A 23218-nucleotide genomic window follows, 5' to 3' on the forward strand; every position below is an offset into this window, starting at 1 on the left:
GCGCTCACTGGGAGCCCCGGAACTCCGGCCCCTCCACGATCAGCCCGGCGACCAGCGCGCCCGACATGCCGGCGTGCGGGAGGCCGCCGCCCGGGTGGGACCAGCCGCCGACGGTGAACAGGCCGCCGGTGTGGGTGCTGTTCGACGGGTGCAGGTGCCGTCCGCCTGCCGCGGCCAGCGCCGGGGCAGGCAGCGCACCGCCCTCGGCGCCGGTCGCCTCGGCGATGTCGGCCGGGGTGCGCACCTCGTGCCAGACCAGGCGGTCACGCAGGTCCGGTATCGCACGCTCGGCGACGGTGATCAGGTTCTCGGCGTGCCCTTCCCAGTCACCCCGGCGCCCCTGGCCGGGCTGCGCGGGCACCACCGCGGTGAGCGTCACCGCCTCGTGGCCGGTGTCCGGGACCAGCTCGGGGTCGTCGGGCCGCAGGACGGTGACCGTGGGACGCGCGGCCATGCCCGCTCCGGCACCGAACAAGGCGTCCAGCTCCGCCTCCCGCTGCTCCGCGTGCACCACCGTGCGATGCGCCGTGCTCTGCGGGCGGCTGCCCCGCAGGGCGAGCAGCACGGTCAGGCGGCTCGCCGCCCCGCGCTGGGGCGGGACCTCGCCGGCGCCGCGTACCGCAGCCCCCCGGAGGAAGCCGTCCAGCACGCCGGGGGCGACACCGGCGACCACGAAGTCGGCCTCCGCCACGGTCCCGTCCAGCAGCTCCACCCCCGCTGCCCGGCCGTCCTTCTCGACGACCCCGGTGACCTCGGCACCGAAATGGAACTCGACTTTCCGGGCCACGCAGCGCTCGTACACCGCGCGTGCCAGCTCGCGCAGGCCGCCGCGCACGTACCAGATGCCGAAGGCGTGCTCCATGTACGGCAGCACGGCGGCGCTCGCCGGGGTGATGCGCGGATCCAGGCCGTACGCGAGGGCGTGGCTGTCCAGGAGGGCGGTCAGGCGGGGATCCCTCAGCTCCCAGGCACCGACCTCGGCGAGCGTGCCGGCCCGGCGGGTGCGCAGCAGGCGCTTGTGGGGGACCGCCGGATAGGGCTCGCGCTCGGCCAGCACCTGCCAGTTCGGCCACAGCGGCTCCTCCAGCAGCGGGCGGCGCGTACGGTCCCAGGCCTCGCGGGCCCGCACCAGGAAGTCGCCCCAGCGTCGCCCGGTGCCCGGGCCGAGCGCCTCGTCGAGGGCCGCGACGACGCCCGCCCGGGAGGCGTTCGGCAGCGCGACCTCGGTGCCGTCCGCGAAGACATGCCGCGACGACGGATCGACCTGGACCAGCTCGACGCACTCCTCCAGCGGTTCCCTGCCCGTCTTGACGAACAGGTCGCGGTAGACCGCGGGCAGCGGCAGCAGACCGGGGCCGGTGTCGAAGGCGAAGCCGTCCCGCTCGAAGCGGCGCACCGCTCCGCCGTACGTCTCCGTCCGCTCGTACACCGCCACCCGGTGGCCCGCGACGGCCAGCCGGGCGGCGGCCGCCAGCGCGCCCATCCCGGCGCCGATCACCGCAATCCGTGCCATGCCAGGGACTTTATCGGCCGCCACCGACAATCCCGCGTCCGAGGGCCCCTGACCTGCGGCGCAGACCCGCTGGTGCGGTCCGGGGCGACGCCGGGGGAGTACGGACACGGACGCGAGGGTGACCAAGCCGCGCACCGGCGTGCTGGGGGCGAGTGCGCACGGCTGAGTATCCGTACCTAGTCGGTGAGTTGAGTACGCGCGCGGATGGGGCCCGACCTGCGTGAACGAGAGAGTGGAGACCACGGAGAGGGGCACGGCTCCGGCACCGGCGACACGGGGCGCCGGAACGGCGCCGGGCCCGCGATCCGCTCCTTCCGCCGACCTGGGTCGGCGGGAGCGAGGCACGGGGGATCCCGGGGGATGACCGAACGGGGGTCCGACGGGGGAACGTACGGGGGAGCACGGGGGAGTACGGGGGAGCAAGAGGAAGCGCCGGTCCGGCCGGTGGCCCGCGGGGGACGCGGCCACTTCGGACCGGCGCTTTCGTATGCGCCGCCCTAGGGCCGGCCGCTCACCCGTCCCTGAAGCAGCCGGGACAGCGCCGCGTGCACGTCGTCCAGGGAGCGTTCCGGCTGGAAGGACTTCCAGTCCAGCGCGGCCACCAGGACCATGCCGACCAGCGCGGACGCGGTCAGCGGGACATCGATCTCCTCGCTGAACTCGCCGTTCGCCACACCCTCGCGCAGCACGTCCTCGACCACCGCCACGGCCTGCTGCCGGACCACCATCAGTGTGTTCTGCCAGGCCCGGTTGGTGCGCCACAGCTCCGCCACGTACAGCTGGGTGAAGGCCGGGTAGCGGTCGATGAAGACGAGCCCCGCGCGGATCATCGCGTCCAGGGCGTCGACCTTGCCGCGGCCATCCCGAGCCGTCCGGTCGGCCGCCTCCTGGAGGGAGGCGGTCAGGAGTCCGACACCGTGCCGCAGCAGCTCCTCGAAGAGGACGGACTTGCTGGCGAAGTTGTAGTAGACCGTGCCCTTCGCGACCCCGGCCCGCTCGGCGATCTCGTCCACCGTGGTGGCGGAGAACCCCTGCTCGGCGATGAGCGTGACGGCCGCCTCGTAGAGCTTCTGCCGGGTGGCCTCGCGGCGGGTGCGGCCGCCGGAGGTGACGCTGCTGCTTTCCATGGCCCTGATTGTCACAGGAACCCTCCCCCCTGAGGTCACCGAACGGCTCACAGGCTCAGCTCGGGGTGCAGGCGGTCCAGCGTCCACACCTGGCGGCGGCGGGCCGAGAGCGCGGTCAGCGCGACGGCGGCCGCGGTGAACGCCACCAGCACCACGCACGCGTGCCACACCGGCTGGAGGCCGCCGCCCGTGATGAGCCTCCTGAGGGCCTCGACGACATAGCTCATCGGCAGGAAGGGGTGCAGCGCGTTGAAGAACCCCGGGCTGGTCTGCACGGGGTACGTGCCGCCCGCGGAGGTCAGCTGCAGCATCAGCAGTGCGAGGACGAGGATCCGGCCCGCCGCCCCGAAGCGCGCGTTCAGCCACTGCACGAGGGCCGCGAAGCACGCCGTCACCAGGAACAGGAAGCCCACCGTGCCGGCCGCCCGGGCCATCTGCAGGCCCACCGCCCAGTGCAGCACCGACATCAGGGCCACCGTCTGCAGCGCCCCGATCGCCACCACCGGCAGCCAGCCGGCCAGCGCGATCCGCCAGGCCGAGGCACCCGCCGCGAGTGCCCGCCGGTTCATCGGCGGGATCAGCATGTACGCCACCATCGCACCCACCCACAGGGAGAGCGGAATGAAGTACGGGGCGAAGCCGGTGCCGTAGTTGGGCGCCTTGTGCAGGTCCTTGGAGACGAGCTGGACCGGGTCCGCCATGACCCCGGTGCGCCGGTCGCGGTCCTGCTTGTCGTAGTCGGGGATCTGGCCGGCGCCGTCGTGCAGCCCGCCCGCGAGCTTTCCGGAGCCGTCGACCAGCTTGTACATGCCGCCGTTCAGGTCGTCGGCGCCCGTCCTGAGCTTGCCGACACCCTCGTCCAGGTCCTCCGCACCGGTCTTGGCCGTTCCCAGTCCCGAGTGCAGCCTCCTGGCACCGGCGGCGACCTTCCCGGCCCCCTCGTTCAGCTTGTTGATCCGGGTGACGGCGTCGTCGAGGTCCTCGGACAGGTGCGGTGCGCGGTCGGCGAGCGCCTGGGCCTGCCCCTGGAGGGTGGCGAGGTTCTTGTCGAGCTTCTTCAGGTCGCCGTCCTGGTCGGCGATCAGCGTGTTGAGGTCGTCGGCGATCGTCGCGACGTCCGCGGCCGCGTCCCTGGCCTTCTTCAGGTCGGAACAGGCGGCGTCGGGCAGCACCGGGTTCTCGCAGCGCGCCTTGTAGACGCCGTCGAGGGTGTCGGAGGCCGCGTGGGCGCCCTTGGCGGCGGCCGGTGCCCGCTCCACCAGGGTGTCGAGGTGGGCGCGGATCGCCTTCGCCGAGTCGGCGACCAGCTGGGCGGTGTCCCCGATGGTCTGCTCGTTGTCCTTCAGGAAGGGGCCCGCCTTCTCGTGGATCCCGTTGACCTTGTCCGCGAGGGTCTGCGTGCCGTCCGCGACCTGTTTCGAGCCGTCCTCCAGGGCGCCCGCGCCCTTGTCGAGCCTCTTCAGTCCCGTGGACAGCTTGCCGCTGCCGTCCTCGGCGTCCTTGAGCCCGTCGGCGAGGTCCTTGGAGCCCTTCTCCGCCTTCCCGATGCCGCCCTTGAGGCGGTCGGCGCCCTTCGCGGCCTTCACCGTCTCGCCGTGGATGTCGGAGAACGAGATGAAGATCCGGTCCAGGAAGGAGCGCGACGCCTTCGTGGACGCCGCCTGCCGCACCTCGCCGAACACCGAACGCGAGATCTGCCCGACGATGTAGTTGTTCGCGTCGTTCGTCCGGACCTGGAGGGCACCGGTCTCCGGGGAGTCGCCCGCGCTGGAGGCGATGCGCCTGCTGAAGTCGGCGGGCATGGTCAGCGACAGGTAGTACGTGCCGTCCTCGACCCCCTCGCGGGCCTCGGCCGCGCTGACCTCGTGCCAGTCGAAGACCTTGCTGTCGCGCAGCCCCTCGGCGAGGTCGTCGCCCGCCGTGAGCCTCTTGCCGTCGGCGGTCGCCCCCTTGTCGTCGTTCACCAGGGCCACCGGTATACGGTCCAGCCGGCCGTACGGGTCCCAGAAGGACCACAGGTACAGGGCGCCGTACAGCAGGGGCAGCACCAGCAGCGCGACCAGGGCGGCCCGCGGCAGCTTCCCGCGCCCGAAGCGCCTCAGCTCAAGAGCGGCCAGTTTCGGCGAGCGCATCGGCCTTCTCCTTTCCGTCGCTCTGCCGCGTGGACACCGTGACGGCGCCTTCGGGGGCCTCGCTGCACACCGCCACCACCGTCGTGCCGGCCTCGGCGAGGGACCTGAGCAGCGCCCAGACCTCGCCCCGTTCGGCGTCCGACAGCTTGAGGTCGGTGTCGTCCACGCCGAGCAGCGAGGGACGGCCGATGAGGGCCAGGGCGACGGACAGACGCAGCGCCTCCAGGCGCTCCAGGTCGCGTACGGCGGTACGGGCACCCTTGGGCAGGGCCGTCAGGTCGAGGCCGGTGGCGTCCAGCGCGGAGTCGATCCGCAGCCGGGCCTCGGCCGTCCGCTCGCTGCGCGGTCGCAGCAGGCCGCGCAGCGAGTCGCCGAAACGCCGTTGCAGCAGCGCCCGTTCGCGCAGATGCTCGCCGACGGTCAGGGCCGGGTCGAGGTCGGTGACGCCCGGAACGTGCGCGAGAGCGCTGACGCGACGCACCGCCGACAACTGCTTCGGCAGTCCGGCCCCGCCCACGGTGGCCGTGCCCTCCGTGGCCTTCATCCGCCCCGTGAGCGCGAGCAGCAGACACGTCCGGCCGGACCCGGACGGCCCCTCGACCGCGATCAACGAGCCGGGCTCCGCGTCGAAGGCGACCCCGCGGAACGCCCACCCGCGTGGCCCCTTCAGCCCGAAGCCCTCGGCGCTGACACCTACTCCTCCCACCGATCCCCCTGCATCTGAGCATTGATTTGAACTGACTGGTCAGTGCAAAAACTACTCCGAACCTTCGATCGAAGCAAAAGCCCAGGTCAGGACGGATTGTCAGTGCCATACCTCACGATGGGCACATACGGCACCCGTGCCGTCACAGAGACGACAGGAGGATCGTCATGGCCAACTCGTCCGCAGCAGCCGCCCGCCGGCGCCGCGCCACCGGCCCTGCACCCTCACTGACCGGCCCGGCGAGCGACGTACACCCCGTGCTCCGCCGGGCCACGGCCCCGCCCGCCGCCCTCGACCTCCTCGCCCAGGCCCGCGCCGGACTGGACGAGGCCGCGGTGCTGGACACACCCAACGAGCGCTACGCGACGGCCCACCTCGCCGCCCTGCGTACCGCCGCCGCCGTGCTCGCCGCGCGAGGGCGCCCGGAGACCACGCCCCGGGCCCGGGCCCGCATCAGGAGCGCCTGGGAAGTGCTACCCGAGATCGCGCCCGAGCTCTCCGAGTGGAGCGCGCTGTTCGCCGCGGGCGCCCGGCGCCGCGCCCGGGCCGAGGCGGGCATCCAGGGCGCGGCCGGCAGCCGGGACGCCGACGACCTGATACGGGACGTGTCGATGTTCCTGCGCATCGTGGAGCGGATGCTGGTCCTCCAGCCGGTCCTCCCCCAGCCACGCCCGGACACGGACCGGCCGGAGGGGCCGGACCCGGACCGCGAGATGCCGGACGCGGGCTGAGCGGCACCGAGGGGGCGGCACCGCAGTGACCAGGTGCGGCGCCGGAGGCAATAGGGTGGAGGGCGCCTGAAGTCTTCCCCACCCCGCACCCCGGGCCGGGGGAGGCGCCCCGTTCGCTCCGCCGTGCAACAGGCGGTGCCGTGCCGAGGAGTCAACAGCCGTGTCGGACCCTGCCCGCCCCCGCGCCGCCCTCCGTACCGCTGTGGTCTGGGAGGTCCTCCAGGACGCCTTGGAGCGCCGGGTCAAGGCCACCGGGCGACAGGCGCTGGACGTCCTCGACACCGGAGGCGGCAGCGGCAACTTCGCGGTGCCCGCAGCCCGCCTCGGGCACCGCGTCACCGTCGTCGACCCCAGCCCCAACGCGCTGTTCGCCCTTGAGCGCCGCACGGCCGAGGCCGGCGTCGCCGACCGCGTGCAGGGCGTCCAGGGGGACGCCCACGGCCTCTTCGACGTGGTCGAGCGCGGCGGCTATGACGTCGTGCTGTGCCATGGCGTCCTGGAGTACGTGGACGACCCGGCCGAGGGCGTCCGCAACGCGGTGGCCGCACTGCGCCCCGAGGGCGTCCTCAGCCTGCTCGCCGCCGGCCTCGGCGGCGCCGTGCTCGCACGGGCCCTCGCCGGTCACTTCAAGGAGGCCAAGCAGGCCCTCGACGACCCGAACGGACGCTGGGGCGAGGGTGATCCCATGCCACGCCGCTTCACCGCCGAGCAGCTGACCGGACTGGTCGAGGCGGCCGGCCTGAGGGTCGGCGCCGTGCACGGAGTCCGGGTCTTCGCCGACCTCGTCCCGGGTGTGCTCGTGGACACCGAGCCGGGAGCGCTGGAGGCACTGCTGAAGCTGGAGGAGGCCGCGGCCGAGCTTCCGGCCTTCCAGTCCGTGGCCACGCAGCTTCATGTGCTCGGTGAGACAGAAAGGGCTGCCGAGGCCTGAGTCGCCTTGTGTGTCGCGCCGCTGATCAGCGCCGGGGCCGCAGATGGAGTACGCCACAGGCCCCCCGAACGGGGGCATGGCGCCGTATGATCGAGGTAGACCACCCGGCATGACGGGTCGGCGGCTGGGGAATGGAAGTCTCAGCGAGCCGGTGCGAGCATGGCGGATTCCGGTTGGCCAATTGGCGTAGAGGGGCGGGTTTCACGGGGGCGATTCCCTGCCTATCCTGAAGGGACCCCCCGGGTCGCCCCGGCGACTGCACGATGAGGAGGACTCCGTGCCGCTCTCGGAGCACGAGCAGCGCATGCTCGAGCAGATGGAGCGAGCGCTGTACGCCGAAGATCCCAAGTTCGCGTCGGCGCTTGAGGGAAGCGGGCTGCGTACGTACACCCGGCGGCGGGTCTACCAGGCGGTCGCGGGCTTCCTCGTAGGTATTGCGCTCCTCATGGCCGGTATGGTCGCCAAACAGGTCTGGCTCAGCGTGGTGGGCTTCCTTGTCATGCTGGGCTGCGCGGTTCTCGCCGTCACCGGCTGGCGCAAGGCTCCCAAGCCGGGCGAACAGCCCTCCGGCGCCCCGCACGCCCGCCGTCAGGGACGGCAGCGGCGCTCCATGATGGACCGTATCGAGGAGCGCTGGCAGCGGCGGCGCGACGAACAGGGCCATTAGCTCGGCGAGCGCAGCTCACCAGGACAAATGAAGACATGTATGAGGGGGTGACCACCCTGCACCTGCAGGCGGTCACCCCCTCACACATGCCCGGACACATTCCCGGAGGTCCCGCACGGCGACGCCCGGGGGGAGCGGCGCCGCGAGCCCCGGCGACTCCGTTTCACACCCCCGACGGCGTGCATACGGGCCCGCGGCAGCGGACCTCCCCCCCCCGGATCCCCTAGCAGGATGCTGCCCGTCGTACGGCCCGGCCCAGCTTCCAGGCGGCTCTCAGCCCTGTTGACGGGATGGCTTGCGCAGAGTCGGTCGTGCGGCCAGGGCGCGGTCTGTGAGGCTGGTCCACCAGGCCGATACCGCCCACGCCGCGCGTACGGTCGAACGCGGGGCGAACTGCGCGCGCAGTCTCGTGCCGCGGCTCGCTGTCGTGCGTAGCGCGGCGGTCACCCGGTGGACATCGTCCGCGAGACCCGCCGTCGGGCGTGGCCGCGGCGCGTAGAGGACCTGCTCCACCGCGTCCGCCACACGGTGCACCGAAGCCGCGGCGGCCGGATCGAGATTGCCGAGCCGGACGATCCGTGCCGCCGCCTTGCGTGGCGTCTGCGACTCGTCCGGCGCGATCCCGAAGTCCCACGCCGTGTCGGTCAGCTCCTGCCAGACCGCGAGGGTGTGCGGCACCGCGTCCGCCTCGCCGCGGCCGTGCGCCCCCAGCCGTACCGTCCGCATGCGCAGCCGCCACAGCATGGGCGCCAGCGGGAGCGCCAGCGCGGCGAGCCCGCCCAGCACCCAGGCCAGGATCACGTACCACTTCGGGCCGTCGTCGTCCGTGGGCAGCGCCGCCTGCGGGGACTCGCTCGCGCAACCGTCCAGCTTCTTCTGCTCCACCGTGCAGCTCTCGCTCGCCGAGGGCGCCGTGGACGGTGCCTGGGAGGTCTCCTCGGTCGGGCGGGACGCGTCCGGCAGTGAGCTGCCGGGCGTTTCCGTCAGGGTGTACGACGGGATCGAGCCGCGGGTCGGGGTCGGCTCGAAGCGGGTCCAGCCCGCGCCCTCGAAGTACAGCTCCGGCCAGGCGTGCGCGTCCCGCAGCCCCACCGACACCGAGCCGTCAGCCTGCGGGGAGCCCGGTGCGAAGCCGACCGCGACCCGGGCGGGTATGCCCAGGGACCGGGCCATCGCCGCCATCGCGAACGAGAAGTGCACGCAGAAGCCCTGCTTGTCCTTCAGGAAGCGGGCGATCGCCTGGGAGCCGCTGCCGACCTGCACCTGCGTGTCGTACTCGAAGCCGCCCGTCACGGCGAAGTAGTCCTGGAGCTTGACCGCCTGGTCGTAGGGGTTCGTCGCGCCCGCGGTCACCTGGCGGGCCGTGCGGGCCACCACCGCCGGCAGTGAGTCCGGCAGCTTGGTGTACTCGCGCTTCAGGGCCGCCGGCGGCGGCGCCGCCGTGGCCAGCTGCTGCGCCGTCGGCTGTATGTCGAGGCTCTTCACCTGGTACGTCAGACCGCGCGTGTTCTGGCCGTGGTCGCCGACCAGGGTCATGCCCACGGGTTCGTAGCGCCAGTTGCCGCTGATCGTCACGCCGCTCGGCGGGTACGGCATCGGCAGCCAGTCCTGGGCGTACCAGCTCGCGGCCGAGACCGTGGTGTCGATCTCCGTGCGCTTGACGTCCGGGCCGAGGCCCATCGGTGTCGGGAACCGCCCGTCCGGCACCGAGGTGATGCTCCGCTTGGACGGCTTCCAGGTGGTGCCGTCGAAATCGTCCAGGGACACGATCCGCAGGTACAGGTCCGAGAGGTCGTTGGTCTCGGTCCTGAGGGACAGGACCTGGCGGTCCTCGTCCACGTTCAGACTGTCGCGCAGTGACACCAGCGGGTTCACTGCGGAGATCGTGCCGCCGCCCCCCGTGCCGGCGCCCACGCCGGTCCCGGCGCCGTCCAGCAGACCGCCGTTCATCGAGGGCAGCGCCAGCGGCACCACCAGGGCTATGCCCAGGGCGACCACGCCGATGCGCCGCCCGGTGCGGACCGGGGCCACCGCACCGGTCGGCTCACCGCTCGGGCCGCGTGGCGCCCCGCCGAACACCCGGCCCCACTGGGAGAGCCGGTCCCGCCCCTCGGCCAGCAGCAGCGTCAGATAGCCGGCCGCCGCGACCAGGAACCACAGCCAGTCGGCGCCGCCGTCGGACAGCCCCGCGGCCACCGAGTACAGCGCGAGCAGCGGCAACCCGGCCGGGGCGGCGCTGCGGAAGGTCACCGCGAGCGTGTCCACCAGCAGCCCGATCACCAGGACGCCGCCGACCAGCATCAGGCGTATGCCCCCGGACGACAGCGGCGCCGGGATCGCGTACCGCGCGATGTCGTCCGCGCCCTGCCGCAGCAGGTCGGCGAAGTGGCTCAGCGCGTCCGGCCCCGGTATCAGCCCGGCGAAGGCCTGCTCGCGGGCGAAGGTCAGGGTCAGCAGCACCAGCGTGACCAGGGCCTGCGCGACCACGGTCAGCGGCCGGGGCAGCGGCACCCGCCGGGCCGCCATGCCGACACCGGACTGCACCGCCAGCAGGAAGGCCGCCTGCAGGATCCAGGTGGCCGGGTCGACCAGGGGCAGCAGCGCACAGGCCGACATCAGCGTGGCCGCCCAGGCGCACAGCGCCAGTCGTGCCCGCCCGCTCATGACGCACCCTCCCCACTGCTCGCCGCGGCGACACCGGTGCGCTCCCGGTCCGCCTGGCGCCACACGTCCTCCAAGGAGGCCCCGCGCGGCACGCTCACGGCAGTCCAGCCCGCCTCGCGCAGCATCCGCAGCCGCTCCCCGTCCCCCACCAACGCGCCGGGGGCATCGGTGGGTTCCCGCAGCCACGTGTCGCTGTCCAGCAGGAAGGCGACCGCGGCCCCGCTGCGCTGCCGCATCCGGGCGGCCACCGTGGCCTGCTCCTCGTCGAGGTCGCCGAGGAAGGCCACCAGCAGTCCCTCGCTCCCGCCGCGCAGCACGTCGTAGGCCCGGGACAGGCCCGCGCCGTCGGAGTGGTCGATCACCGCGAGGGTGTCCATCATCAGCCCGGCCGCGTCCGCCGTCTCCTGGCTGGCGCCCGAGAACCCGTCCGCGCCCTCGCCGGGCACCGAGCTGCCGGTGTCCGTGAGCAGCCGTACCGAGAAGCCCCGTTCGAGCATGTGCACCAGCACGGAGGCCGCGCCCGACACCGCCCACTCGAAGGCCGAGTCGGGGCCCGCGCCCTCGAAGGCGATGCCCCGGGTGTCGAGGAGCACCGTGCAGCGGGCGCGCTGCGGCTGCTCCTCGCGGCGCACCATCAGCTCGCCGTAGCGCGCGGTGGAGCGCCAGTGCACGCGGCGCAGGTCGTCGCCGTAGCGGTACCCGCGCGGGATCACGTCGTCCTCGCCGGCCAGCGCCAGCGAGCGCTGCCGCCCGTCGCCGTACCCCTTCGCCTCACCGCTCAGCCGCACCGGCGGCAGCGCCTGCACCCGCGGGATCACCGTCAGGGTGTCGTACGTCGAGAAGGACCGGGTCAGCTCGCACATGCCGAACGGGTCGGTCAGACGCAACTGCAGCGGTCCCAGCGGATAGCGGCCGCGCAGGTCGGAGCGCACCCGGTAGGACACCTCGCGGCGCCCGCCCGCCTCGACCCGGTCCAGCACGAAACGGGGACGCGGGCCGAGCACGTACGGCACCCGGTCCTGGAGCATCAGCAGGCCGGTGGGCAGGCGTGAGACGTTCTCGATCCGCAGATGGACCCGGGCCTCGCCGCCGGCCGGCACGCGCGCGGGGGAGAGCCGGCGGCTGCCCGCGACCCGGTAGCGGGTGCGGTACAGCACGGTCGCGCACACCAGCGGCAGTACCGTCAGCAGCAGGCCGACGCGGAGCAGGTCGCTCTGGCCGAGGACGTAGGCGCAGACGGCGGCCGCCACGCCGGCGGCCAGGAAGGAGCGTCCGCGGGTGGTCAGACCGGTCAGGGCGGTGCGGATGCCACTCCTGTCGCCCCGGTCGCTCTCCGCCTGACCGGTCCCCGCGGTGCTCATCACAGGCTCCGCGGCGGCTGCTGCGGGTACGCGGGCGTCCCGCGGCCCAGGCCGCCGAGGCCGCTCTGCTGCTGGGGCGCCGCCGGGACCGGGGTGCGCTGCAGGATCTCCTGGACGACCTGCTCCGCCGTACGGCGGTTCAGCTGGGCCTGGGCGGTGGGCAGCAGGCGGTGGGCGAGCACGGCCACGGCGAGGGCCTGCACGTCGTCCGGCAGCGCGTACTCCCGGCCGTTCAGGGCGGCGGCCGCCTTCGCCGCGCGCAGCAGGTGCAATGTGGCGCGCGGGGAGGCACCGAGTCTCAGGTCCGGGTGGGTGCGCGTGGCGGCGACCAGGTCCACGGCGTAGCGCCGGACCGTTTCGGCGACGTGGACGCCGCGGACGGCCTCGACCAGCTTCACGATCTCGTGCGCGTGCGCCACCGGCTGCAGGTCCTCCAGCGGGTTCACCCCGCCGTGGATGTCGAGCATCTCCAGCTCGGCCTCCGGGCTCGGGTAGCCGATGGAGACGCGGGCCATGAAGCGGTCGCGCTGGGCCTCCGGCAGCGGGTAGGTGCCCTCCATCTCCACCGGGTTCTGCGTCGCCACCACCATGAAGGGGCTGGGCAGCTCGTAGCTCTTGCCGTCGATGGTGACCTGCCGCTCCTCCATCGACTCCAGCAGCGCGGACTGGGTCTTCGGCGAGGAGCGGTTGATCTCGTCGCCGATCACCACCTGCGCGAAGATGGCGCCCGGCTTGAACTCGAAGTCCCGGCGCTGCTGGTCCCAGATGGACACGCCGGTGATGTCGGACGGCAGCAGGTCGGGCGTGAACTGGATGCGCCGCACCGAACAGTCGATGGATCTGGCCAGCGCCTTGGCCAGCATGGTCTTGCCGACTCCGGGAACGTCCTCGATCAGCAGGTGTCCCTCGGCGAGCAGCACGGTCAGCGAGAGCCGTACGACCTCGGGCTTGCCCTCGATCACGCCTTCCACCGAACCCCGCACGCGCTCGACCACGGCGGTCAGATCAGTGAGGCTCGCTCGATCGTCATAGGTCGTCACCCGGCCCTCCTCGGCCCTTCCCCACGCTCTCAAAGAACAGGGGATACCCCAATTTCCTGGACCGATGCTCAGAAGCTGCGGACCGGCCCACCCCGAAACACGGGCACCACGCGGGAATGGTTCCGCGTGACACCACACCCCGCATTCTTGCTGCCGTTACCGATTCGTGTCACTCGCCTGTGGACAACTGGCCGTGACATGTCGGGTCTTACGGACGTTCATACGTCCCGGCGGCGGGATGTGCTCAGGGTGGGAAGCCAGGTCAGGCGGGGGCGACCTCGCGCAGCAGGCCCGTCTTCACGTCGAACACGAATCCGCGCACGTCGTCGGTGTGCAACAGGAACGGGGAGGTGCGCACGCGCTGCATGGACTGCCGCACGTCCTGATCGACGTCCTGGAAGGACTCCACCGCCCACGCCGGGCGCTGGCCGACCTCCAGTTCCAGCTCGGTGCGGAAGTCCTCGGTGAGGGACTCCAGGCCGCAGCCGGTGTGGTGGATCAGGACGATGCTGCGCGTCCCCAGCTTGCGCTGGCTGATGGTGAGGGAGCGGATCACGTCGTCGGTGACGACGCCGCCCGCGTTACGGATGGTGTGACAGTCGCCGAGCTCCAGGCCGAGTGCGGCATGCAGGTCCAGACGGGCGTCCATGCAGGCCACGACGGCGACACGCAGCACGGGGCGGGCGTCCATGCCGGGATCGGTGAACGCGGCGGCGTACCGTGCGTTGGCGTCGACGAGACGGTCGGTGACGGTGCCGCCTCCTATGGCGGCCTCGGGGCCGGTGGGAACCGATGCAGAAGTCGTCATAGCCATGACGGTACTGGTCACGCGCTGTCCGGGCGCGCTGTGAGAGGGGACAAAGAACACCATCCAGCGTTGTTGTGAACTAACCCACAGGGATGGTGTGAGCTGGTCCAGGGCTCATCCTTGCGAGTGGTTCTCAGGGAAGCGCCGCCCCGGGCGCCCCGGGGCCGCGACGCGCAGGCCGGTTGATTGACCGGGAGACGCCGTGGACTAAAGTGACGCGAAGCGGGAGGCTCGGCTCTCCCTGCTGTACTGCATTCCCCCGGAGACCTGGGCGACGTTCCGGAGATCTCCCCGCGTGCGCGGCGCGTACGTACGGCTCGGCCTCCTCCCGCTCCCGGTCGGCTGACGCTTCCGGCGCCGGCAGGCCTCCTGCTTCCCAGGCGGGCGGGGACCCGGTGGTGCGTGACGTCGCGCCGGACCTGAGAGGGCCCCTTGAGCCAGAGTCGACACGTCCCGGTGATGCTCCAGCGGTGCCTGGACCTGCTGGCGCCCGCCCTGGAGCGGCCGGACGCCGTGGTCGTCGACTGCACCCTCGGCCTCGGCGGGCACAGCGAGGCGCTGCTCGGCCGGTTCCCCGAGGTCCGGCTCATCGGCCTCGACCGCGACAAGGAGGCGCTGCGCCTGTCCGGCGAGCGGCTCGCCCCGTACGGCGAGCGCGCCACGCTGGTGCACGCCGTGTACGACGAGCTGCCCGAGGTACTGCAACGGCTGCGCATCGCGCGCGTGCAGGGCGTCCTGTTCGACCTCGGCGTCTCCTCCATGCAGCTCGACGAGGCCGACCGCGGCTTCGCCTACGCCCAGGACGCCCCGCTCGACATGCGCATGGACCAGACGACCGGCATCAGCGCCGCGGAGGTCCTCAACACCTACCCGGCGGGCGAGCTCGTCCGGATCCTGCGCGCCTACGGCGAGGAGAAGCAGGCCAAGCGGATCGTGGCCGCGATCGTGCGCGAGCGCGAGAAGGAGCCGTTCAGCAACAGCGCCCGGCTCGTGGAGCTGATCCGCGACGCGCTGCCGCAGGCCGCCAAGCGCACCGGCGGCAACCCGGCCAAGCGCACCTTCCAGGCCCTGCGCATCGAGGTCAACGGCGAGCTCTCCGTCCTGGAGCGGGCGATCCCGGCCGCCGTGAAGGCGCTCGGCGTGGGCGGGCGGATCGCCGTGCTGTCGTACCACTCCCTGGAGGACCGGCTGGTCAAGCAGGTCTTCGCGGCGGGCGCCGCCAGCACCGCACCCCCCGGACTGCCGGTCGTCCCCGAGCGCTACGAGCCCCGGCTCAAGCTGCTCACGCGCGGTGCCGAACTTCCCACCGAGGAGGAGATCGCCGAGAACCGGCGGGCGGCACCGGCGCGGCTGCGCGGGGCCCAGCGCATCAGGGAGGACGTCGAGTGACGTCGAGCGAGGTCCGTGAAGGGGAGGGTGCGTGAGCAGGAAGCCCGAACTGAAGGGGAGGGCGGCCCGGCTGGCCCAGCTCTTCCCCACGGGCCGGGGCCAGGCGGCCCGTACCCCGTTCGTCCTCCTCGTCGTCCTCCTCCTCGGCGGCGGCCTCATCGGGCTCCTCGTACTGAACTCGGCCCTGAGCGAAGGGGCCTTCAAACTCGACGACCTGCAACAGGAGACGAAGAACCTCACCGACGAGGAACAGGCCCTCCAGCGGGACGTCGACGCCTACTCCGCCCCGGAGGCCCTGCAGCGGCGCGCCCGCGAGCTCGGCATGGTGCCCGGGGGGGACCCCGCCTTCCTGAACCCGGACGGCACCGTCAGGGGCGTCCCGAGCCCTGCCTCCGTCGCCCGCGTCCCGCTCGTCCTCGCCCCGGAGGCACTCACCGCGTCCCGTCCCCGCGCGACGTCCACCAGCATCCCCGCCACGACCCCGACCCCCGGCAGGTGACGGAAGTGTCCGACAGGGAACCGCCGCGCCGCCGCGTGCCCGGACCCGCCAGGCCCGCCCGCCCCGGCAGCGGGCGGCGGCCCGGCCCCGGCGCCCGCCCGGCCCGCCGCCCGGGCCCGCCCCGCCAGGCGGCACCCCGCCACATCCGGCTGGGCAGCCCCCGCCCCCGCCTGCGCCTGGTCGGCCTCGCGCTGACCCTGGTGCTGGTCGCCTTCGTGGTACGGCTGCTCCAGGTGCAGGCCATCGACGCGAGCACGTACGCCGCCAAGGCCGAGCAGAACCGGTACGTCGTCCACACCCTGGCCGCCGAGCGCGGCCGGATCACCGACCGCAACGGCGTGGCGCTCGCCAGCAGCGTGGACGCCTACGACATCACGGCCGACCCCACGATGTTCACCCGCGAGCAGCTGAAGGTCGGCGACGGGCCCGAGCAGGCCGCGGCGCTGCTCGGGCCGATCCTCGGCGAGAGCCAGGACGAGCTGGTGAAGAAGCTGCGGCCGGCGAACAAGGAACTGCGCTACGTCCGGCTCGCCCGCAGCCAGACCCCGCAGGTCTGGAACCAGATCAAGGACCTGAAGAGCGCGCTCGCCAAGAAATCGGAGACGGACAAGTCCACCGCCAACGTCCTCGCGGGCGTCTTCGCCGACCCCAGCAGCAAGCGCGTGTACCCGAACGGCGACCTCGCCGCCGGGATACTGGGCTGGGTCAACGCCACCGGCAAGGGCGGCGGCGGCATCGAGCAGCAGCTGAACAGCGTGCTGGCGGGCGAGGACGGTGAGATCCGCTACGCCCAGTCCGGTGGCCGTCAGGTCCCGACCGTGGGCTCCACCGAGAAGCCCGCCGTGCCCGGCAGCGACGTCGAGCTGACCATCGACCGTGACATCCAGTGGGCCGCGCAGAACGCGATCAGCGAGCAGGTGAAGAAGTCGAAGGCGGACCGCGGCTATGTGATCGTCCAGGACACCCGGACCGGTCAGATCCTCGCCATGGCCAACTCGCCCGGATTCGACCCCAACGACCTGTCGGACGCGAAGCCCGAGGCGCTCGGCAACGCGGCCGTCCAGGACGCCTTCGAGCCCGGCTCCACCGCCAAGGTGATGTCGATGGCCGCCGTGCTGGAGGAGGACGTCGCCACGCCGCTGACGCACGTCGTCGTGCCCAACCGGCTGCACCGCGGCGACCGGCTCTTCAAGGACGACGTCGACCACCCGACCTGGTACCTCACGCTCAACGGCGTGCTCGCCAAGTCCAGCAACATCGGCACCATCCTCGCCACCGGCCAGCTCGGCAAGAACCAGAAGCAGGCCAACCAGGCCCTCTACTCGTACCTGCGCAAGTTCGGCCTCGGCAGCTACACCGGACTCGGTTTCCCGGGCGAGACCAAGGGCATCCTCGCGCCGCCCGGCAAGTGGTCGACCTCGCAGCAGTACACGATCCCTTTCGGCCAGGGTGTGTCCATCAACGCGATGCAGGCGGCGTCCGTCTACTCGACCATCGCCAACGGCGGCGTACGCGTCGAACCGACGCTCGTCCGCGGCACCAAGGGAGCCGACGGACGCTTCACGCCCACCAAGAAGCCCAAGAAGACCAGGGTCATCAGTGCGAAGACGGCGAAGACCCTCGCCCAGATGCTGGAGTCCGTCGTGGACGACGAGGAGGGCACCGGCACCAAGGCGCGCATCCCGGGCTACCGGGTCGCGGGCAAGACGGGCACGGCCAACCGCGTGGATCCGGCCACCGGCAAGTACCGCGGTTACACCTCGTCGTTCGCCGGGTTCGCGCCCGCCGACAAGCCCCGCCTCACGGTGTACTGCGCCATCCAGAACGCGACCGAGGGCAGCTACTTCGGCGGCCAGATCTGCGGACCGGTCTACAAGCAGGTCATGGAGTTCGCCCTGAAGACCCTCCAGGTTCCCCCGACCGGAGCGAAGGCCGCCAGGCTTCCGGTCACCTTCAAGCCCTGATCAGCCACCGAGCCACCAGGAACCACCCGTGACAACGATCACCCCCGATTCCGGGAACCAGCGCGAGCCCCGCCCCTCACTTCGCCCGGAAGCGGGTGCGCCCGGTACGCTCACCGCCGTGCGACACGCTGATCAGTCCCAAACCACCCAGAAGGGCCATCCCGTGACATATCCGGGGCCGCCCAGGCCGGTGCAGGTCTCCGCCACACCCCTCGCGGAGCTCGCCGATCAGCTGGGTGCCACCGCGCCGGAGAGCACCGCCGAGGTCAGGGGCATCACCCATGACTCTCGTGCCGTCCGCCCCGGCGACCTGTACGCCGCCCTGCCCGGTGCCCGCCTCCATGGCGCGGACTTCGTCGCCCAGGCCGCCGGCCTCGGCGCCGCCGCCGTACTGACCGACCCGACGGGCGCCGAGCGTGCCGCCGCGACGGGCCTGCCGGTCCTGGTGGTGGACGACCCGCGCGCGCGGATGGGCGAGCTGGCCGCCACGATCTACGGCCACCCGGGCCGCGACCTGCTCCAGATCGGCATCACCGGCACCTCCGGCAAGACCACCACCGCCTACCTCGTCGAGGGCGGTCTCAAGACGGTGCGTTCCACCGGCCTGATCGGGACGGTGGAGATGCGCATCGGCGACGAGCGGATCAAGTCCGAGCGCACCACCCCCGAAGCGACCGACCTCCAGGCCCTGTTCGCCGTCATGCGGGAGCGCGGCGTCGAGGCGGTCGCGATGGAGGTCTCCAGCCACGCCCTCGTCCTCGGCCGCGTCGACGGCTGCGTCTTCGACGTGGCCGTCTTCAGCAACCTCAGCCCGGAACACATGGAGTTCCACTCCGACATGGAGGACTACTTCCAGGCCAAGGCACAGCTGTTCACGCCGAAACGGAGCCGGCTCGGCGTGGTCAACGTCGACGACGAGTACGGTCGCCGGCTCGCCAAGGAAGCCACCGTGCCGGTGGTCACGTACTCCGCCGAGGGCCACCCGGACGCCGACTGGCGCGCCGAGGAGGTCCGGGTGGGCCAGCTGGACTCGACCTTCACCGTGCTCGGCCCCAAGGGCGAGCGGATCGACGCCAAGTCGCCGCTGCCGGGCCCCTTCAACGTGGCGAACACCCTCGCCGCCATCGTCGGCCTCGCCGTCGCCGGCCTCGACCCGCAGGCCGCCGCCGACGGCATCGCCGCCGTACCGGGCGTGCCGGGACGGCTGGAGCGCGTGGACGCCGGGCAGCCGTACCTCGCGGTGGTCGACTACGCCCACAAGACGGACGCGGTCGAGTCGGTCCTCAAGGCGCTCCGCAAGGTCACCGAGGGCAGGCTGCACGTCGTGCTCGGCTGCGGCGGCGACCGCGACACGACCAAGCGGGGCCCGATGGGCGCCGCCGCGGCCCGGCTCGCCGACACCGCCGTACTGACCTCCGACAACCCCCGCTCCGAGGACCCCCTCGCGATCCTCGCCACCATGCTCCAGGGCGCGGCGTCCGTGCCCGCCCACGAGCGCGGCGAGGTCCAGGTCTTCGAGGACCGGGCCGCCGCCATCGCCGCCGCCGTCGCCCGTGCGCAGCCCGGCGACACCGTGCTGGTCGCGGGCAAGGGCCACGAGCAGGGCCAGGACATCGCCGGGGTGGTCCGTCCCTTCGACGACCGCCAGGTGCTTCGCGAAGCTATCCAGAACACCCAGGGATGAAAATCCAGAAGACCCAGGGGATGAACTTGTGATCGCCCTCTCTCTCGCCGAGATCGCAGAAGTCGTCGGCGGGCAGACGCACGACATACCGGATCCGTCGGTCCAGGTCACCGGACCGGTCGTCCGGGACTCCCGTGAGGTGGAGCCCGGCAGCCTCTTCGTCGCCTTCGTCGGCGAGCGCGTGGACGGCCACGACTTCGCGCAGGCGGTCGTGGAGGCGGGTGCGGTGGCCGTGCTCGGCACACGCCCGGTCGGCGCGCCCGCGATCGTCGTGGACGACGTCCAGGCGGCCCTCGGCGCCCTCGCCCGGCATGTCGTACGGCGCCTCGGCGCCACCCTCGTGGCCCTCACCGGCTCGGCGGGCAAGACCAGCACCAAGGACCTCATCGCGCAGGTGCTCCAGCGCAAGGCGCCGACGGTGTTCACGCCGGGTTCGCTCAACAACGAGATCGGGCTGCCGCTCACCGCTCTCAGCGCCACCGACGAAACCCGGTTCCTGGTGCTGGAGATGGGCGCCCGCGGCATCGGCCACATCCGCTACCTCACCGAACTGACGCCCCCGAAGATCGGCCTCGTGCTCAACGTAGGCTCCGCCCACATCGGCGAGTTCGGCGGGCGCGAGCAGATCGCGCAGGCCAAGGGCGAACTCGTGGAGGCCCTGCCGTCGTCGGACGAGGGCGGGACCGCGATCCTCAACGCGGACGACCCTTACGTACGCGCCATGGCCTCCCGTACGAAGGCGAAGGTGATCCTTTTCGGAGAGTCCGGCGAAGCGGACGTACGCGCCGAGAACGTGCGACTCACGGACAACGGACAGCCCTCCTTCAGGCTTCACACACCCTCCGGTGCAAGCGATGTGACCATGCGCCTGTACGGTGAGCACCACGTGTCGAACGCGCTCGCCGCGGCCGCCGTCGCCCACGAGCTGGGCATGTCCGCAGACGAGATCGCCGTGGCGCTCTCCGAGGCGGGCTCCCTCTCCCGCTGGCGGATGGAGGTCACCGAGCGCCCGGACGGCGTGACGGTCGTCAACGACGCCTACAACGCGAACCCCGAGTCCATGCGGGCCGCCCTGCGCGCCCTCGTGGCCATGGGCAAGGGGCGCAGGACGTGGGCGGTGCTCGGCAAGATGGCCGAGCTCGGGGACGAGGCGCTCGCCGAGCACGACGCGGTCGGACGGCTCGCCGTCCGGCTCAACGTCAGCAAGCTCGTCGCGGTCGGGGGCAGGGAAGCCGCCTGGCTGCAACTGGGCGCATATAACGAGGGTTCGTGGGGTGAGGAGTCGGTGCACGTGTCCGACGCACAGGCGGCGGTCGACCTGTTGCGCAGCGAGTTGCGCCCAGGGGACGTCGTGCTCGTGAAGGCGTCCCGATCGGTCGGTCTGGAGAGCGTGGCGCAGGCGCTGCTCGAGACCGGTGCCGAGGGTGAGGTTGCCGCCCGATGATGAAGCAGATCCTGTTCGCAGGTGTCATTGGCCTTTTCCTGACCCTGATCGGCACTCCGCTGCTGATCAAGCTGCTGGCCCGCAAGGGCTACGGCCAGTACATCCGCGACGACGGCCCGCGGGAGCACGCCAGCAAGCGCGGTACCCCGACCATGGGCGGTATCGCCTTCATCCTGGCGACGATCGCCGCGTACTTCCTGTCGAAGCTGATCACCGGCTACCCGCCGACCTACTCGGGTCTGCTCGTGCTCGGCCTGATGTTCGGCATGGGCCTGGTCGGCTTCCTCGACGACTACATCAAGATCGTCAAGCGGCGTTCGCTGGGCCTGCGGGCCAAGGCGAAGATGGCCGGCCAGCTGATCGGCGGCATCGCCTTCGCGGTGCTCTCGCTGCAGTTCGCCGACGCCCGCGGTAACACCCCGGCCTCCACGAAGCTGTCGTTCATCACCGACTTCGGCTGGACGATCGGCCCGGTGCTGTTCGTGGTCTGGGCGCTGTTCATGATCCTCGCGATGTCGAACGGTGTGAACCTGACCGACGGTCTGGACGGTCTGGCCACCGGCGCCTCCGTGCTCGTCTTCGGCGCCTACACCTTCATCGGCGTCTGGCAGTTCCAGGAGTCCTGCGCCAACGCGGGCACCCTGACCAACCCCAACGCCTGCTACGAGGTGCGTGACCCGCTCGACCTCGCCGTGGTGTCCTCCGCGCTGATGGGCGCCTGCCTCGGCTTCCTGTGGTGGAACACCTCACCGGCCAAGATCTTCATGGGCGACACCGGTTCGCTCGCGCTGGGCGGTGTGCTCGCGGGCCTCGCGATCTGCTCCCGCACCGAGCTGCTGCTCGCCATCCTCGGCGGCCTGTTCGTGCTGATCACCATGTCCGTGGTGATCCAGGTCGGCTCCTTCCGCCTGACCGGGAAACGCGTGTTCCGGATGGCGCCACTCCAGCACCACTTCGAACTCAAGGGCTGGTCCGAGGTCCTTGTGGTGGTCCGCTTCTGGATCATCCAGGGCATTTGTGTGATTGTCGGACTGGGCCTCTTCTATGCGGGATGGGCAGCGGACAAGTGACCAACTGGCAGGGCAAGCACGTCACCGTCGCCGGACTCGGCGTCTCCGGCGTCCCGGCGGCCAAGGTGCTGCACGGCCTCGGCGCGCGGGTCACCGTCGTCAACGACGGCGACGACGAGCGGGCGCGGGCGCAGGCCGCGGAACTGGAGGCCCTCGGGGTCACCGTGCGCCTGGGCGACGGCGACACCCTGCCCGAGGGCACCGAGCTGATCGTCACCGCGCCCGGCTGGAAGCCGGACAAGCCGTTGTTCGCGGCGGCTCACACAGCCGGTGTGCCCGTCTGGGGCGACGTCGAGCTGGCCTGGCGGCTGCGCGGCCCGGACGCGCCGCCCTGGCTGGCCGTCACCGGCACCAACGGCAAGACCACGACCGTCCAGATGCTCGCCTCCATCCTCAAGGCGGCGGGCCTGCGCACGGCGGCCGTCGGCAACATCGGCGTCTCCCTGCTGGACGCGGTGCTCGGCGAGGAGCAGTACGACGTCCTCGCCGTGGAGCTGTCCAGCTACCAGCTCCACTGGGCGCCCTCCCTGCGCGCCCACTCGGCCGCGGTGCTGAACCTCGCCCCCGACCACCTCGACTGGCACGGCTCCATGGAGGCCTACGCCGCCGACAAGGGCCGTATCTACGAGGGCAATCGGGTCGCCTGCGTCTACAACGTCGCCGACAAGGCCACCGAGGACCTGGTGCGCGAGGCCGACGTCGAGGAGGGCTGCCGGGCCATCGGCTTCACCCTCGGCACCCCGGCACCCTCGCAACTCGGCGTCGTGGAGGGCCTCCTGGTCGACCGCGCCTTCGTCGAGAACCGGCAGAAGAACGCGCAGGAACTCGCCGAGGTCTCCGACGTCAACCCGCCGGCTCCGCACAACATCGCCAACGCCCTTGCCGCGGCCGCCCTCGCCCGCGCCTTCGGGGTGCCCGCCAGGGCCGTACGGGACGGCCTGAGGGCCTTCAGGCCGGACGCCCACCGCATCGCGCACGTCGCCGACGTGGGCGGGGTGACGTACATCGACGACTCCAAGGCCACCAACACCCACGCCGCGGAAGCGTCCTTGGCGGCCTACGAGTCGATCGTGTGGATCGCCGGCGGTCTCGCGAAGGGTGCCACCTTCGACGAGCTCGTCGCGGGAGCGGCGAAGCGGCTTCGCGGCGTCGTCCTCCTCGGCGCCGACCGCGCCCTGATCCGCGAAGCCCTCTCGCGACACGCCCCCGAGGTACCCGTCGTCGACCTCGACCGGACCGACACTGGGGCGATGCGTGCGGCGGTTCAGGAGGCGCGAAGGCTCGCTCAGGCCGGCGACACGGTGCTGCTGGCTCCGGCGTGCGCCTCCATGGACATGTTCGCCAACTACAACAAGCGCGGGGAAGCTTTCGCGGACGCCGTTCGTGAGCTCGGCTCCGTGGACGGCTGACCCGGGTCTGCCTGCCTGGCGGTGCCGGGCGAACCTGGGAGGGACGCGTGACACGGATGTGCCTGGGGGGTCGTGGGTG

The 23218-nt window shown here is 72.1% G+C and carries 18 protein-coding genes; 10 read left to right on the top strand and 8 right to left on the bottom strand.

Going from position 1 to position 23218, the window contains the following annotated elements; all coding sequences use genetic code 11:
• Positions 1-4: 4 nt before the first annotated feature.
• From NW895_RS06885 to NW895_RS06900, 4 genes are all read right to left on the bottom strand, one after another.
• Positions 5-1513, bottom strand: coding sequence for an NAD(P)/FAD-dependent oxidoreductase (locus NW895_RS06885; RefSeq protein WP_289934419.1), 1509 nt, complete (start codon positions 1511-1513; stop codon positions 5-7).
• A 497-nt stretch (positions 1514-2010) separates the two neighbouring features.
• The gene (locus NW895_RS06890) at positions 2011-2640 is read right to left on the bottom strand and encodes a TetR/AcrR family transcriptional regulator (RefSeq protein ID WP_289934421.1); all 630 of its coding nucleotides are present in this window, start codon (positions 2638-2640) and stop codon (positions 2011-2013) included.
• Positions 2641-2687: 47 nt separating this feature from the next.
• Entirely contained in the window at positions 2688-4772 is a 2085-nt protein-coding gene (locus tag NW895_RS06895; protein ID WP_289934422.1) for a YhgE/Pip domain-containing protein, read from the bottom strand.
• The gene (locus NW895_RS06900) at positions 4744-5478 is read right to left on the bottom strand and encodes an ATP-binding cassette domain-containing protein (protein ID WP_289934423.1); all 735 of its coding nucleotides are present in this window, start codon (positions 5476-5478) and stop codon (positions 4744-4746) included. Before NW895_RS06900 ends, NW895_RS06895 begins: the two co-directional genes overlap by 29 nt.
• Before the next feature lie 167 nt (positions 5479-5645).
• Here NW895_RS06900 and NW895_RS06905 point away from each other — a divergent pair, with 167 nt between their 5' ends.
• From NW895_RS06905 to NW895_RS06915, 3 genes are all read left to right on the top strand, one after another.
• A complete protein-coding gene (locus tag NW895_RS06905; RefSeq protein WP_289934424.1) occupies positions 5646-6209 on the top strand; it encodes an SAV_6107 family HEPN domain-containing protein in 564 nt (187 codons plus the stop codon).
• A 160-nt stretch (positions 6210-6369) separates the two neighbouring features.
• Positions 6370-7140 carry a methyltransferase gene (locus NW895_RS06910; RefSeq protein WP_289934425.1) on the top strand — a complete coding sequence of 257 codons (771 nt, stop codon included), beginning with the start codon at positions 6370-6372 and terminating at the stop codon, positions 7138-7140.
• 277 nt (positions 7141-7417) lie between these two features.
• A complete protein-coding gene (locus NW895_RS06915) occupies positions 7418-7807 on the top strand; it encodes a DUF3040 domain-containing protein (RefSeq protein ID WP_289934426.1) in 390 nt (129 codons plus the stop codon).
• Positions 7808-8080: 273 nt separating this feature from the next.
• Here the strand turns inward: NW895_RS06915 and NW895_RS06920 are convergent, their stop codons facing one another.
• From NW895_RS06920 to NW895_RS06935, 4 genes are all read right to left on the bottom strand, one after another.
• On the bottom strand, positions 8081-10471 hold the full coding sequence (locus NW895_RS06920) for a DUF3488 and transglutaminase-like domain-containing protein (protein ID WP_289934427.1): 2391 nt from the start codon (positions 10469-10471) through the stop codon (positions 8081-8083).
• Positions 10468-11832, bottom strand: coding sequence for a DUF58 domain-containing protein (locus NW895_RS06925; RefSeq protein WP_289934428.1), 1365 nt, complete (start codon positions 11830-11832; stop codon positions 10468-10470). The genes NW895_RS06920 and NW895_RS06925 overlap by 4 nt, the downstream gene beginning before the upstream one ends.
• Positions 11832-12872, bottom strand: coding sequence for a MoxR family ATPase (locus NW895_RS06930; RefSeq protein ID WP_289934429.1), 1041 nt, complete (start codon positions 12870-12872; stop codon positions 11832-11834). The genes NW895_RS06925 and NW895_RS06930 overlap by 1 nt, the downstream gene beginning before the upstream one ends.
• A 262-nt stretch (positions 12873-13134) precedes the next feature.
• Positions 13135-13680: a carbonic anhydrase gene (locus NW895_RS06935; protein ID WP_289934430.1), complete on the bottom strand. Its 546-nt coding sequence runs from the start codon at positions 13678-13680 to the stop codon at positions 13135-13137.
• Between the two features lie 432 nt (positions 13681-14112).
• Between NW895_RS06935 and rsmH the strand changes: the two genes are divergently transcribed.
• The 7 genes from rsmH (at position 14113) to murD (ending at position 23139) form a co-directional block, all read left to right on the top strand.
• The gene (rsmH, locus tag NW895_RS06940; protein WP_289934431.1) at positions 14113-15069 is read left to right on the top strand and encodes a 16S rRNA (cytosine(1402)-N(4))-methyltransferase RsmH; all 957 of its coding nucleotides are present in this window, start codon (positions 14113-14115) and stop codon (positions 15067-15069) included.
• A gap of 31 nt (positions 15070-15100) precedes the next feature.
• Positions 15101-15568 carry a septum formation initiator family protein gene (locus NW895_RS06945; protein ID WP_289934432.1) on the top strand — a complete coding sequence of 156 codons (468 nt, stop codon included), beginning with the start codon at positions 15101-15103 and terminating at the stop codon, positions 15566-15568.
• On the top strand, positions 15565-17532 hold the full coding sequence (locus NW895_RS06950; protein WP_289934433.1) for a penicillin-binding protein 2: 1968 nt from the start codon (positions 15565-15567) through the stop codon (positions 17530-17532). The genes NW895_RS06945 and NW895_RS06950 overlap by 4 nt, the downstream gene beginning before the upstream one ends.
• A 163-nt stretch (positions 17533-17695) precedes the next feature.
• Positions 17696-19216 carry a UDP-N-acetylmuramoyl-L-alanyl-D-glutamate--2,6-diaminopimelate ligase gene (locus NW895_RS06955; protein ID WP_289934434.1) on the top strand — a complete coding sequence of 507 codons (1521 nt, stop codon included), beginning with the start codon at positions 17696-17698 and terminating at the stop codon, positions 19214-19216.
• A 28-nt stretch (positions 19217-19244) separates the two neighbouring features.
• Entirely contained in the window at positions 19245-20660 is a 1416-nt protein-coding gene (gene murF, locus NW895_RS06960) for a UDP-N-acetylmuramoyl-tripeptide--D-alanyl-D-alanine ligase (protein ID WP_289934435.1), read from the top strand.
• On the top strand, positions 20660-21730 hold the full coding sequence (gene mraY / locus NW895_RS06965) for a phospho-N-acetylmuramoyl-pentapeptide-transferase (RefSeq protein WP_289934816.1): 1071 nt from the start codon (positions 20660-20662) through the stop codon (positions 21728-21730). The genes murF and mraY overlap by 1 nt, the downstream gene beginning before the upstream one ends.
• Entirely contained in the window at positions 21712-23139 is a 1428-nt protein-coding gene (gene murD / locus NW895_RS06970) for a UDP-N-acetylmuramoyl-L-alanine--D-glutamate ligase (protein ID WP_289934436.1), read from the top strand. The genes mraY and murD overlap by 19 nt, the downstream gene beginning before the upstream one ends.
• Positions 23140-23218 lie beyond the last annotated feature (79 nt).

The sequence above is a fragment of the Streptomyces sp. S.PNR 29 genome (genome assembly GCF_030386795.1).
GTDB lineage: Bacteria > Actinomycetota > Actinomycetes > Streptomycetales > Streptomycetaceae > Streptomyces.

Excerpts from the sequence above, each read along its gene's own strand:
- NW895_RS06885 (WP_289934419.1), bottom strand. The coding sequence starts at position 1,513 with ATGGCACGGATTGCGGTGATCGGCGCCGGGATGGGCGCGCTGGCGGCC.
- NW895_RS06890 (WP_289934421.1), bottom strand. The coding sequence starts at position 2,640 with ATGGAAAGCAGCAGCGTCACCTCCGGCGGCCGCACCCGCCGCGAGGCC.
- NW895_RS06895 (WP_289934422.1), bottom strand. The coding sequence starts at position 4,772 with ATGCGCTCGCCGAAACTGGCCGCTCTTGAGCTGAGGCGCTTCGGGCGC.
- NW895_RS06905 (WP_289934424.1), top strand. The coding sequence starts at position 5,646 with ATGGCCAACTCGTCCGCAGCAGCCGCCCGCCGGCGCCGCGCCACCGGC.
- NW895_RS06920 (WP_289934427.1), bottom strand. The coding sequence starts at position 10,471 with ATGAGCGGGCGGGCACGACTGGCGCTGTGCGCCTGGGCGGCCACGCTG.
- NW895_RS06925 (WP_289934428.1), bottom strand. The coding sequence starts at position 11,832 with ATGAGCACCGCGGGGACCGGTCAGGCGGAGAGCGACCGGGGCGACAGG.
- NW895_RS06935 (WP_289934430.1), bottom strand. The coding sequence starts at position 13,680 with ATGACGACTTCTGCATCGGTTCCCACCGGCCCCGAGGCCGCCATAGGA.
- mraY (WP_289934816.1), top strand. The coding sequence starts at position 20,660 with ATGAAGCAGATCCTGTTCGCAGGTGTCATTGGCCTTTTCCTGACCCTG.
- murD (WP_289934436.1), top strand. The coding sequence starts at position 21,712 with ATGGGCAGCGGACAAGTGACCAACTGGCAGGGCAAGCACGTCACCGTC.